This is a genomic window from Bradyrhizobium sp. B117, from assembly GCF_038969555.1.
Lineage (GTDB): Bacteria > Pseudomonadota > Alphaproteobacteria > Rhizobiales > Xanthobacteraceae > Bradyrhizobium.
In genome coordinates this window covers 3,682,769-3,694,874 of sequence record NZ_CP152414.1, presented here as the reverse complement: position 1 = coordinate 3,694,874, position 12,106 = coordinate 3,682,769, and the positions used below count along the sequence as shown (strand labels likewise).

11 protein-coding genes and 1 pseudogene are annotated in these 12,106 nt (G+C 59.5%); 8 read left to right on the top strand and 4 right to left on the bottom strand.

The features are described 5' to 3' along the window. The first annotated feature begins 52 nt into the window (after positions 1-52). The 5 genes from AAFG16_RS18160 (at position 53) to AAFG16_RS18140 (ending at position 5,648) form a co-directional block, all read left to right on the top strand. Positions 53-2,746 (top strand): TrlF family AAA-like ATPase, encoded by a 2,694-nt coding sequence (locus AAFG16_RS18160; protein WP_342740058.1) that lies wholly within the window; start codon positions 53-55, stop codon positions 2,744-2,746. Between the two features lie 22 nt (positions 2,747-2,768). Next, complete coding sequence (locus AAFG16_RS18155; protein WP_271608649.1) at positions 2,769-3,167, top strand: transposase; 399 nt, start codon at positions 2,769-2,771, stop codon at positions 3,165-3,167. After that, entirely contained in the window at positions 3,164-3,511 is a 348-nt protein-coding gene (gene tnpB / locus AAFG16_RS18150) for an IS66 family insertion sequence element accessory protein TnpB (protein ID WP_271608648.1), read from the top strand. The genes AAFG16_RS18155 and tnpB (AAFG16_RS18150) overlap by 4 nt, the downstream gene beginning before the upstream one ends. A 46-nt stretch (positions 3,512-3,557) precedes the next feature. Then, the gene (locus AAFG16_RS18145; protein ID WP_342733845.1) at positions 3,558-5,210 is read left to right on the top strand and encodes an IS66 family transposase; all 1,653 of its coding nucleotides are present in this window, start codon (positions 3,558-3,560) and stop codon (positions 5,208-5,210) included. A 69-nt stretch (positions 5,211-5,279) separates the two neighbouring features. Further along, positions 5,280-5,648, top strand: a complete 369-nt coding sequence (locus tag AAFG16_RS18140) for a hypothetical protein (protein WP_342740057.1) — start codon at positions 5,280-5,282, stop codon at positions 5,646-5,648. 178 nt (positions 5,649-5,826) lie between these two features. Here the strand turns inward: AAFG16_RS18140 and AAFG16_RS18135 are convergent, their stop codons facing one another. Continuing rightward, positions 5,827-6,774 (bottom strand): restriction endonuclease, encoded by a 948-nt coding sequence (locus AAFG16_RS18135; RefSeq protein ID WP_342740056.1) that lies wholly within the window; start codon positions 6,772-6,774, stop codon positions 5,827-5,829. A 63-nt stretch (positions 6,775-6,837) separates the two neighbouring features. Between AAFG16_RS18135 and AAFG16_RS18130 the strand changes: the two genes are divergently transcribed. The 3 genes and pseudogenes from AAFG16_RS18130 to tnpB (AAFG16_RS18120) form a co-directional block, all read left to right on the top strand. Further along, positions 6,838-7,428, top strand: coding sequence for a hypothetical protein (locus tag AAFG16_RS18130; RefSeq protein WP_342740055.1), 591 nt, complete (start codon positions 6,838-6,840; stop codon positions 7,426-7,428). 851 nt (positions 7,429-8,279) lie between these two features. After that, on the top strand, positions 8,280-8,711 hold the full coding sequence (locus tag AAFG16_RS18125; RefSeq protein WP_342734297.1) for a transposase: 432 nt from the start codon (positions 8,280-8,282) through the stop codon (positions 8,709-8,711). Further along, a pseudogene (gene tnpB, locus AAFG16_RS18120) lies at positions 8,708-8,824 on the top strand (IS66 family insertion sequence element accessory protein TnpB); the annotation flags it as partial. The gene AAFG16_RS18125 and the pseudogene tnpB (AAFG16_RS18120), both read left to right, overlap by 4 nt. 84 nt (positions 8,825-8,908) lie before the next feature. On the opposite strand, the gene AAFG16_RS18115 reads toward tnpB (AAFG16_RS18120), so the two are convergent. The 3 genes from AAFG16_RS18115 to AAFG16_RS18105 are packed head-to-tail and all read right to left on the bottom strand — an operon-like array spanning position 8,909 to position 12,080. Continuing rightward, positions 8,909-9,916 (bottom strand): tyrosine-type recombinase/integrase, encoded by a 1,008-nt coding sequence (locus AAFG16_RS18115; RefSeq protein WP_342739967.1) that lies wholly within the window; start codon positions 9,914-9,916, stop codon positions 8,909-8,911. Next, on the bottom strand, positions 9,913-10,845 hold the full coding sequence (locus AAFG16_RS18110) for a tyrosine-type recombinase/integrase (RefSeq protein ID WP_342739955.1): 933 nt from the start codon (positions 10,843-10,845) through the stop codon (positions 9,913-9,915). The genes AAFG16_RS18115 and AAFG16_RS18110 overlap by 4 nt, the downstream gene beginning before the upstream one ends. After that, the gene (locus tag AAFG16_RS18105) at positions 10,842-12,080 is read right to left on the bottom strand and encodes a site-specific integrase (RefSeq protein WP_342740054.1); all 1,239 of its coding nucleotides are present in this window, start codon (positions 12,078-12,080) and stop codon (positions 10,842-10,844) included. Before AAFG16_RS18105 ends, AAFG16_RS18110 begins: the two co-directional genes overlap by 4 nt. Between the last annotated feature and the right edge of the window lie 26 nt (positions 12,081-12,106).

Here is a 12,106-nt window from a genome sequence, read left to right as displayed (position 1 = left end):
GAACTAGATTTCTAATCGAGACCGGCAGACGTACAATCATTTTTCACACTATTTGGGCAAACAAGCAGCGAGTCCGTTCTTCTATTTATTTGCGGGACATTTGGAAAGCGGACGCCTGATACGGCTTCTGCAAATTGTCCCCGCGACCTGGGGGTGCAATTTGACTTTCGAAATCGGCTCGATCTGGAGAAGATGGGATCCTCACATTCATACTCCAGGGAGTATCCTCGCTGACAACTTCGTCGGAGGCTGGGACCCCTATTTAGCTACAGTTGAAGGGCAAAATGATGTTCATGCACTCGGGATAACCGATTACATGAGTATCGCGAACTATCGCCGCATGCGCAAATTGAAAGCGGAAGGGCGGCTTTCCAACATAACGTTGATGTTTCCGAACATTGAGTTTCGGATTACTCCCAAAACCCGTGACGGGCGCGCGATCAACATTCACCTCCTGGTATCGCCGGACGACTCGAACCACGAGGACGAAATCGATAACGCACTCGGCCGGCTGTCGATTGAATTCAATAGCCGAACTTACTCCTGCCAGCACGCGCAGCTGATGGCGTTAGGAAAGGCGGTCAAACCAGAGATAGTCAGCGATGCAGCAGCGTTACGCGAAGGAGCCAATCAGTTCAAGATCGAGTTCGACACGTTCAGGGCCTGGCTCAAGAGTGAAGGTTGGCTACGTCGAAACGCCATTGTTGTGATCGCGGGCGGTAGCGGCGACGGCGCCAGCGGCATTCGGCATGACGACGGATTCAGGGCATTCAGGGAAGAGCTTCACCGCTTTTCTGATATGATTTTCACCGGAAATCCTAACGACAGGGAATACTGGCTAGGGAAGACCCATGGAAATGAAGCTGTCAACGTGTACGGCAGCGCCAAACCCTGCATCCACGGTTCGGACGCCCACAGCATCGAGAAACTGTTTAAGCCGGACCAGAACCGGTTTTGCTGGATCAAGGCAGACGTCACATTTGAAGGGCTTCGGCAGGTCATTTATGAGCCAGAAGACCGTGTTTGGATTGGCGAAGAGCCACCGACGTTGCATGACAAGTCCCGCACCCTCGCTGCGGTGAAGCTGTCCGGTGCTGATTGGTTTGGAACAGCGACCTATTTGCTGAATCCCGGCCTTGTTGCCATCATTGGACAAAAAGGCATGGGGAAGTCTGCAGTTAACGACCTCATTGCTTACGCAGCGGGCAGTTGGCGAGACGTGGATAAGGATTCCTTTATCGATCGCGCCCGTCCGCATATTAAGGGGATGTCAATCGGGCTTCTCTGGGGAGATGGGCGAGAGGCAACGATCAATCTTTCGGCAAAGGGCGCAGTATCCGAGAAGAAGGAGGTCCGGTATCTCTCCCAGAAGTTCGTTGAAAGGTTGTGCGCTGACCATGCAGCCAGTGGAGAACTCACCAGAGAAATTGAGGCTGTCATTTTTTCGTATCTCAATCCGACAGAAACTCTGAACTCCTCCAACTTTCATGATCTGCGGGAGAAGCGCACAGCGGGAGTCGTTGCTGAACAGCGTCGACTTCAGGAGGAATTGCGCAGCTTGCATCGGCAAATCAGTGACCTTTACAGTCGACGCCTAAGCATTCCAGAGCGCAGAGCCAAAGAGGCCTCCCTCTTGAAGGAGCGAGAAGGAGTAACTGCGCAAATTCCTCCCACCGCTTCCGATCAGGAGGCGAAAATTGCCGCCGAGCTCCAGATTGAACGGGATGCATTGGCCAAGCTGGTAGATTTAGTTGCGACTGAAAGGGAGAAGTTGCTCAGGCTTGATCAATTGGCGGAAAAGGTCACTGCATTTCAAGCGAATATAGACCGGTTCTGGAACGGGATAGCGGTCGAACTGAAGGCTCTCTTACCGGAAGAAGACTGGAGCGCATTTAGACCAAGTTTCTCGGGCGACACCGCAGCTCCTATCGGCCGGCGGAAGGCTGACCTGCTGGCGGCAATCGGCCAGACGGAAGGCGACCCAACAAATCCAGCACCAGGAACGCTTCACGCACACCAGGCAAAGGTGCACGCGCTCAGCGCACTGACAACCGCCGATGAGGCAAAACGTACTCGGATCGTCGATCTTCAGACCCGAATCGCGGCCCTTGATACGGAGCTGCGTCGTGTACGGAGTGAAATCGAGACGATCGAAGGGCCCGAGGGCGACCAACTAGATTCGCTCAGAGCACAGCGGCGCGCTACCTATTACTCCTATTTTGACACGCTGGAAAAAGAGCGTGCAATCCTGGCCAAGCTGTATGAACCGCTCCAACAACACCTGAGTCTAGGCGAGCAGCAGGAAAGGCATCTTGATTTCGCCATTCGTCTAAGGGTCGATCTGGAGGGCTGGATAGAGGAAGGAGTGAGACTGTTCAATCAAAGAAAGAAGCTGCCGTATTCTACACCCGATGATATGACTGCTGCTGCCAGTGAGCATTTGGTCGGAGCCTGGAGTTCGGGCAATCATTCTGAGCTAGCCGAAGGCTTGAACAAATTTTTAGAACCGTATGGCGAAGCGGGCGCTACCGTGGGCGACTACCTCAAGCCGAGCCACACCGTGGTGGAATTCTTTGATTGGCTATACTCCACCGATCACATCAGCCTCACGTACGGACTAAGCTACAATGGTACCCGGTTAGAAGATCTCTCGCCCGGCACAAAGGGTATCGTTTTGCTTATCCTTTATCGTATCCCTCCGCCAAAGGCCGTCTTGTTTGAGGGACGCGAGGGCTGCAGGTCCTAGGGGTAATCCTAGGAGAAGCGCTATGACGATTTCGCGGGCAGAGGTGATCACATCGGTCGAGCGGCGGCGCCGGTGGTCGCAGGATGAGAAGGAACGGCTTGTTGCAGCATCGCTCGAGCCCGGAGCCAGTGTTTCCGAGGTGGCTCGCATGGCCGGCCTTCATGTGAGCCAGCTGTTCAGGTGGCGCAAAGAGCTTTGCAAGCACGGTGAAGCGAGTATAGCGCCGTTCGTGCCGGTCGAGATTGGGCCGTCTGTGCCGCCGCGGGAGGTGGCCGAAGCGCCATTGACGACGGCGGCGCGTCGACGGAAGAGCCAGGGCATCATCGAGATTGATCTTGGTAGCGGGCACCGCATCCGGGTCGATGGCGACGTTGATGGAGACGCGCTACGTCGCGTTCTCGATGCTCTGGTACGCCGATGATCCCGGTTCCGACGGGCGCGCGAGTGTGGCTGGCGACAGGCTACACGGACATGCGCCGAGGCTTTCCGTCGTTGGCACTCCAAGTGCAGGAGGTGCTGCGCAAGGACCCGCTCAGCGGTCATCTGTTCGTGTTCCGCGGTCGCCGAAGCGATCTTGTGAAGGTGATCTGGCACGATGGCCAGGGAGCATGCCTGTTCACCAAAAGACTCGAGAGAGGAAGGTTCATCTGGCCATCGGTTGCGGGCGAAGCGGTGACGATCTCACCGGCGCAGATGAGCTACCTGTTGTCCGGAATCGATTGGCGAAACCCTCAAGAAACGCTGCGACCAACGCGGGTCGGATAGCCGTTTTACGGTTTGAATCTGCAACGTGATCTGATTCAATGGCTTCATGATATCGAAGCCGGACGACCTTCCATTGGACCTCGTGAGTGCCCTGGCGGCGCTGCAGGCCGAGCGTGAGGCGCGGCTGCAAGCCGAGGCGGTAGCTGCCAGTGCGCGGGCGGAGCTGTCGGCCAACGAGGCGCTGATCGTGCACCTTGAGCTGCGGATCGAGAAGCTCAAGCGCGAACTGTACGGGCAGCGCTCCGAGCGCACGGCGCGGCTGATCGAGCAATTGGAATTGGAGCTCGAAGAACTCGTCACCACGGCGAGCGAGGATGAGCTTGCCGCACGTACCGCCGCGGCGAAAACCCAGGCCGTGCGCGCCTTCACACGCAAGCGGCCGGTGCGCAAGCCGTGGCCGGACGACATCGAACGCGAGCGCGTCGTCATCGAGGCCCCGACGAGCTGTGCCTGCTGCGGCGGATCGCGCCTGGCGAAGCTGGGCGAGGATGTGACCGAGACGCTGGAGGGGATCCCGCGCCGGTTCAAGCTGATCGAGACGGTGCGGGAAAAGTTCACCTGCCGCGATTGCGAGAAGATCAGCCAGCCGCCGGCACCGTTCCATGCCACGCCGCGCGGCTTCATCGGTCCGCAATTGCTGGCGACAATCCTGTTCGACAAGTTCGGCATGCATATCCCGCTCAACCGCCAGAGTGTGCGCTTTAGGGCCGAGAGGATCGACCTGCCGTTGTCGACGCTGGCCGACCAGGTCGGCCACGGGACCTTCGCCGTCATGCCGCTGTTCCAACTGATCGAGCGGCATGTGCTGTCGGCCGAGCGCCTTCATGGCGACGACACCACCATCCGCATCCTGGCCAAGGGCAAGTGCACGACCGGGCGGATCTGGACCTATGTGCGCGACGATCGGCCCTACGGTGGGCCTGCGCCGCCGGCGGCGGTCTATTACGCCTCGAGCGACCGACGGGGCGAGCATCCCCAGAAGCATCTGGCCGCCTTCGCCGGGATCCTGCAGGCGGACTGCTACAGCGGCTTCGAGCCGTTGTTCGACCCACAAAGGAAAGCGATACCGATCACGCCGGCATTTTGCCTAGCCCATGCGCGGCGGGGCTTCTTCGAACTGGCTGACATCGAGAAGAATGCCAGAGACGGCCGCAAGGGCAAACCGGTCTCCCCGATCGCGCTGGAGGCTGTCAGGCGCCTCGATGCGTTGTTCGAGATCGAGCGCGCCATCAACGGCCGCAGCGCCGACGAGCGGCGTGCCGCGCGCCAGGAGAGAAGCAAGCCGCTTCTCGACGACATGCACGCCTGGCTACTCCGTGAACGAGAAACCCTCTCGCGCTCCTCCGAGGTCCTGAAGCCCATGAACTACATGCTCAGGCGCTGGGACGATTTTGCCCGCTTCCTCGACGATGGCAGGATCTGCCTTAGCAACAACGCCGCTGAAAGAGCGTTGCGCGGCATCGCCTTGGGGAGGCGCAACTGGACCTTCGCCGGCAGCCTACGTGGCGCTGACCGCGCCGCCATCATGCTGACGATGATCACGACCTGTCGCCTGAACGACGTCGATCCCAAAGCCTGGCTCGCCGACATCCTCGCCCGTATCGCCGATCTTCCCGCATCGCGTCTGCACGAGCTGCTGCCCTGGGAATGGAAGCTCCTGCGTCAGGCCGACAACCCCACCGATCAGCAAGCCGCCTGACCTTCACGCATCGCCATCATAGAACTCGCCGTGCCCGCGCGCATGCGTCAATCAGGCGGTCTTCGTCGTATGCGTACCCTTTATCTAGCGATGGACAAGAAGGACACCCGGCCGCTCCTGATTGATCAACCAGAAGAGAACCTCGACAACGAATCCATCTACAGTCTACTGGCGAGTTACTTCCGTAGAGCCAAGCTCCGGCGACAAATCCTTCTCATCACGCACAACCCCAACCTGGTCGTCAATACCGATGCCGAGCAGGTCATTGTTGCCCAGTGCGTGAAGGAGAACGGCGGCTTGCCCTCATTTTCGTATTCCGCTGGCGCTCTGGAAGACTGCACGGATACACAAAGTACGCGGCAGCAGGTCTGTCGGATACTTGAGGGCGGAGCGGCAGCTTTCCAAAAGCGGGAGAGACGATATTCTTTGGACAGCTGAGCGGTCCTGCAGCAACGAAATGCGCTCGCCCGGCGACGACTGCGAGATTACTTGTACGGAGTTTCTTGAGTGGCCGATGCGGGCGGCACTTTCACACCGTACTGAGATCGATGTCACTGACGGTTGGATGAAGCGCCAAGCGCAACAACAGCCAATGCACCTACCCCTCCCGGTTCTCTCAAAACGTCGGCGCGTCCGTGTGCCATCGCACAAGGGTGTCCATGTCTATCAGCACTACCTTCTCAGAACATCCGGCCGACTCGATTGCGTCGTCAGTGAACGTGGATGTCGTGACCACGTATCCGCGATGGGCGCTCTGCTCTTCAATCACGCCCTTGAACTGTTGGATAGTCGGCCGACCCACCCTGTTCTCTGACGCGTTGCGTTTGCATTGAACAATAATCAAACCGTCGGGATGAATGGCAAAGCCGTCGACTCCGAAGTCGTTTGATTTGCGCGTCGCCCAAGCTTCGTAGCCCGCTGCGTCGAAAAAGCTCATCGTGTGGCGTTCGAACTGAAACGGGTCCATGTTGAGGAGATAAGCGCGAAGTGCCATCTCTTCTGGCGGAACCGCGAAGCGCGTCGGGTCCATCGGCTGCTCTTTCATTGCAGCCTTCATCTGCGCGCTGGTGCGGCGCAAGCGCTCGTCCTGGACTATGGCGTCGATGATTTCGGCAATCTGGGGTCGCGCCTCTGGATTGGTTACAACTGCTTCGATGATCGACGTGATGCCCGCTGTGCCGAGAAAGATCAGCAACAACACCGGCACGCCGAGAGCGCCGCCAAATGCTGCGATACCCGCGGCATGTCCCCCGACCAATGGAATAGCGGCAAGCGTTGCAGGAAGTGCGATCTTCATCGGCAGCGGAAGATCAGAGCTCCGGTAGTTTGAAACTGCTTCCGAAACGCTCTTTGCAATAGCGACGATTGCTGTTCTCGAATTGACGAGCGCATTCAAGTTCTTGAACTTCTCCATAGGGGGCAGCTCACTCGCGATGACATCACGAGATTCGCTAAGCCATCGTATGGCGACTACCCGATCTTCCGCCCGCGTCGTATGCCTTATGGCTGAGGCAAACCGCGCGACCAGCCACTTTCTAATGCCTTCTGTAATTGCATTCAACATAGTTGCTTCCTAAGGTCGTAGGCGCTTTATAGTGCCTCCCGACGCTTTAGCCTGGAAATCGATATGAGATCGCTGTTGATATTGTTGTCGTTGATCGTCATCCCGTCCGTAGCCCGCTGCGAGGACGCTTCCGCTCCGAGTCGGATCGATAGCATCACGAAGTCAGCCCGGGATTTGATGCCCACCATACCAGCCCTGCCCTCTGTATCGCTGCCGTCGATGCCCGACCTCTCCTTACCCGACTTCTCCGATGCGACCGGGCGGGCAATGACGGAGTTCAACACCTTTACCCAACAGGTTGGCGATGCTCTGCCGATACTCGAACAAATGGGGTATGAAGTCACGACATTTAAGGTAACTTGGGGACTTCCGCCAAAAGCTCGCTTACGTCTGAGGTCAACGGGTAACACCGATCTCTCGAAGCTAAACGCCATTGCAGCAAAAGCAACGAGCGGAGGCGTCTTGATTTCTGCACTCGTCACAAGCGCAGTAACGGCGAAGCGTATCCAAAGCACGATGCGGCTTGGGACTGCGTACCTCGATGTAGATTTTGCCGTGCCGCCACGGGTGAACATGAAGTTTGTTGGCGCGAAGGCCGCCGAAAAAGATGAATCGATTCGCGATCCGGACGAGCTGGAAATATCGTGTAAGTGATCAGTTAACCGAGTGTCTTCCACGCCGAATGTTGTAGAGCCCTGATATTCGATATGGACGCGGACAGGCGGCAATAGCGACGCTGCCCTGATATTCCCCAGGCTGCTCAGTCTAGCCGTGATACGCTGTTACTACGTACAGGGAGGCGCAACCCCCGACACCTGCCAAATGATCGCTGAAACTCGAAGGGCAACTCTTGGTGAGCTGCGCCGAGATCGCAAGAATCGATAGCTGCGGGGACACGCAACACCCGATTATTGCGATTGCTCGAACAGGAAATCCCCCGGCTTGTTGCATGAAAGATTCTTTGCGTCCCGAATGCAAGTAGCAATCGAAAAGACCAACAAAAACAAAAGAGTTCGCTTGTTTGACGTCCTGTTGCGCGGCTTGTTCACGGGATTTCAGTGGTCAATCGGCGGTTAGACTGAGGTGGGGCGCGTCTTGGCCGAGTAGCGGATTTCTACTCCGTGGGTTGCAGGTTCGAGTCCTGCCGGGATCGCCAATTTTCGCACCGCTATCGCTCTCCATCGCTCGTCATCACCCGCTGGCAAGATCGCCGACGCTATGAACGGGAAGCAAAGGCCCCGGGGTCAACAGTCCGTAAATTCAGGGAAAGCACTATTCTGTAGGCTTGAACCCGGCAACGAAAGCGAGAATTAGAAACCTTGTGGAGCAGATCAAGCAACACTTGGATGCTCTCGACCTCGATGAGCGTAAGCGAAATGCGCTCCATGGTAAGTTGAACAAGTTTCTGGAGGAGGTGGATCGTAAGCGTCGTTCTGCTCCCACCTTCTCGCGGCGCATGGGATAGGCGAGTTTCACGATCTCTTTGAAGGGATCGGCTTGTGTCTATGCTTGACCATACGCTTAAGTCGGACGTAACGCCGCGTCGGCTGGAAGTGATCACGGAGACGGGACGACGTCGTTGGTTCTCCAAGGACGACAAGGCCCGGATCGTCGAGGAGACGCTGGTACCAGGCGCGGTCGTTTCCGAGATTGCCCGGCGACACGGGCTGACCCCCCAACAAGTGTTCACCTGGCGCCGGCAAGCACGCCGGCCGCCGACGCCGATGGCTGACGATCCGCAGTTTGTGCCTGCGGTGGTAGACGCCATGGTACCGGCCGTGGCTGTTGGCCATGAGCGCAAGACAGCGCGACGCAAGGCCAAGCCGGATGTCGGGGGCATCGAGATCGAAGCCGAAGGCGTCACTATCCGGGTCGGCCGAGGCGCGGACGTGACGATGATTGCGGCCATCGTCCATGCGCTGAAGGCAAGCCGGTGATCGGCCCGTCCGGAAATGTCCGGGTGATGGTGGCAACCAAGCCGGTCGACTTCCGCAAGGGAATGGAGGGGCTTGCTATGTTGGTACGCGAGCACATGAAGGCCGATCCGTTCTTATGTGTCGGACGAGATTATGTGGCGGAGGCGCCCTAACGCCAGCCAGGGCCGGCCACCCAGGGTTTCTCCGCCACATAATAATCAGATGCTGGCCAGCAGCTGCAGGATGGTGTCGTTCGGCCGGAAGCGCGCGCTGCGGTCGCCTGAGACGCCCGCCTTCTCGAGTCCCCGGCGCATCATCTCGACATCCGCAGCGGCGTATCGGTGGGTTGTGGCGACCTGAGCATGGCCAAGCCAAGCCTGGATCGTCAGGAGGTCCACGCCTGACCGGAGAAGCTTCATGGCGAGGGAATGCCGGAAGATGTGCGGCGATATCGGCTTGCCCTCCAAGCTTGGCCTCGTGGACCCGGCCTGGGAGGCGGCACGCCGCACGATGTGCGTCGCGCCGAAACGCGTCAGGCGCTCGTTGTGGACCCCGACGAAGATCGGCCGCGGTTCATGATTGGCGAGGCCGCGTTCGCTCAATAGGTCCGTCAGCGATCGCACCAGATCCTTAGGAATAGGAATGACGCGATCTCGGCGTCCCTTGCCGTGAAGCAGCACCTGCGGGCGTCCTCGCTCCAACTGAAGGTCGTTCGCGTTGACGCCGGTCGCTTCGGACACGCGAGCGCCGGTTCTCGCCAAGAAGAGCAGAAAGGCCCGGTCGCGCCGGCCGCGGGGCGTCGTCTGATCAGGGGCTGCGATGATGGCCTCCACCTCGGCGTTGGTGAGATGATGCGTCACCTCGATGTGGGCCCGTTTGGTGGGGATCGTCAGAACCCGTTGGGCGACGCCGAACGAGGCGGGATCGGCGGCAGCGACGTGATGGAAGAAGGATCGGATCGCGGCTAGTCGGGCGTTGCGCGTTGCGACGGAGTTGTTCCGCTTCTCCTCAAGCTCGTCAAGAAAGGCGAGAACAAGGTCCCGATCGAGATCCTCAAGGGCCAGCGCCGCCGGCTTCTTCCCCAAATGGGCGGCGGCAAAGAGGATCAGCATGCGCAAGGCATCGCGATAGCTGGCTAAGGTCGCGGAGGTCGCGTTGCGCTGCTTGGTCAACCGGCGACGAAAGTACGACTCCAGGAGCGGCGCCAGCAGGAGGTGTTCGTTCATGCCGCGCCTCCGTCGAGGAAGGCGCGCTCAGCCGCGATGGCGAGGAGATCCGACGAGCCGGCGAGGTAGTAGGCTGTGTCGCTATAGTTGGCGTGGCCGAGGTAGGTGGCGAGTAAGGGCAGCAGCGCTTGGACGTCTGCGCGCTGTTGGTGCCACAGCCTGAGCCTGGTCACCGCGAACCGGTGCCGGAGATCGTGCGGTCGCAGAGGCTTGCCATTGTCAAGTCCCGCGAGCTTGCGGGCCTTAGCGAAGTTGCTTTGCAGGCCGGTCGCCGACAGACGGCAGCCTCGCGAGCTGAGGAAGAAGGCCTCGCCTTTGGGCCTGGGAAACACGGTGTCGCGCTCACGGGCGTATCGACGAAGGGCTGCCTGGGTCGTTGGGTGAACAGGAATCAGGCGGTCTTTACGGAACTTGGTTTTACGGACGAGGACGACCCCGTTGGTCAGATCGACGTCGCCGCGATCAAGGCTGACCACTTCGCCCGATCGTAATCCCGTGCTGGCCAACAATCCGATTAGCGTCGCCATCGTGCGGCCCCTGAGAGGGTTCCCTGGCGAAATGAAGCTGCATGCGTCGATAAGCGACGTCAGCTCAGCCTCACTTAGGATGCGCGGCGGCGGAATCGCCCTGGACCGCGGGAAAGCTTTGTGCTCCAAGACCTCGGTCTGGGGGTCGTAGACGACCAGGTACTCATAGAATCGGCGGAGCACGCCGTGACGGACCGCGCGGCTGTCGGCGGCGCCACCGAACGACAGGACGAACTCCAGCGCCATCGTCCGGGTGGCGGGCGCACCCAGCTGAGATCGCTCGACGTAGCGAACGAAAGCCCGCAGCGTGCCGGCTTGCTTGTTGAAGGCGTAGCCGAGGGAGCGGCGCAGCTCGATGTAGCGCTCGACCTTGTCGCCGAGGAATGCGGCGAAGGCGGTCATGCGGCGCCTCCCGGAAAGGGGAGCGCGACCCCAGCGAGCTGCGAGGCCGCGACCTTCACGTACAGCGCCGTTGTGTTGATGCTTCGGTGCCCTAGAAGATCGGCGACCTCGTTGATCGGCCTTCGTCGCCCCACGAGCTGGGTGGCTAGACTGTGGCGCAGGAGATGTGCGCCTCCGACGCGACCGAGCTCGATCCCACCATGCTGCAATCGCTTCCGCACGATCCTCGAAACAGACGACGCGTACTTGAATGGTCCCACGGGCGGCGTGAAGGACAGGAACAGATGCTGACTATCGACCTTCGGTCGAGCCCGCAGGATGTAGTCGGCGAGCGCGGCGCCGGTCTCCTCGATGAGCGGGGCCACTCGGTCACGCTTGCCCTTGGTGCGCCGGACAAAAACCTCGCCAGCTCGCCAGTCGATATCCCGGAGCTGAAGAGCGCGTAGCTCGCCGTTGCGAATGCCTGTGGTGGCGAGCAACAACAGGACAGCTCGATCGCGAAGGTCGATCGGCGTCGCCTTGCCGATCGCATCGATGGCGCGGCGAACATCATCCCACGAAAGCCGGGGCGGTAAATGGGCCAGTCGCCAATATGGCGTTCTTGGAACGACGGGAGCCAGATCCTGCTCGTGGTGGCCACCCCAATGCAGAAAGCGGAGAAACGTTCGCATGTGAGAGATCGCCGCCGTGCGAGTGCCGGAGGTCGCCGAGAGCGACAGCCGATACTCGACAGCGGCAAGGACATGCTCTGCCGTCAACGCCTCGAGGTCTTGGCCAGGATGGCGATGGCGGAGCCAATCCAGAAAGCGCCGTGCGCCCAAGAGAACGCCATCGCGGGACCTTGGCTCAAGGCCTCGTACCCTGCTCAGATAGTCAGAAAAGGCGCGCAAAAGCGGGGCGTCCGGATCATCGACTACAATGAGCGTCGAAGCAATGAATCGTTCGGGCGCCACCCGTCGCGCGTGTTGGAGCGCAGACACTGCCGCAATCCGCGGTGACTCCGTGGTGAATGTGCATAGATAGCTATCGACGATAGCTTCGCCGATCGGCCGTGAACCGCAATGTGCTGCAGCAAAACGGCCGAACCGCGCGATCCGGCTCAGATAAAGCTTAGCGGATGCTTGCTTGTAACCGAGCGAGAAAAAGTGCCCCGCGATGCGATCCATCTCGGCGCCGAGCGCCCCGTCACGAAGGCGTTTAAGCACCCCGCGGTACGAAAAATAGAACTCGAGCATTGTGCCCCTCCGGCGTTACGGCGCAG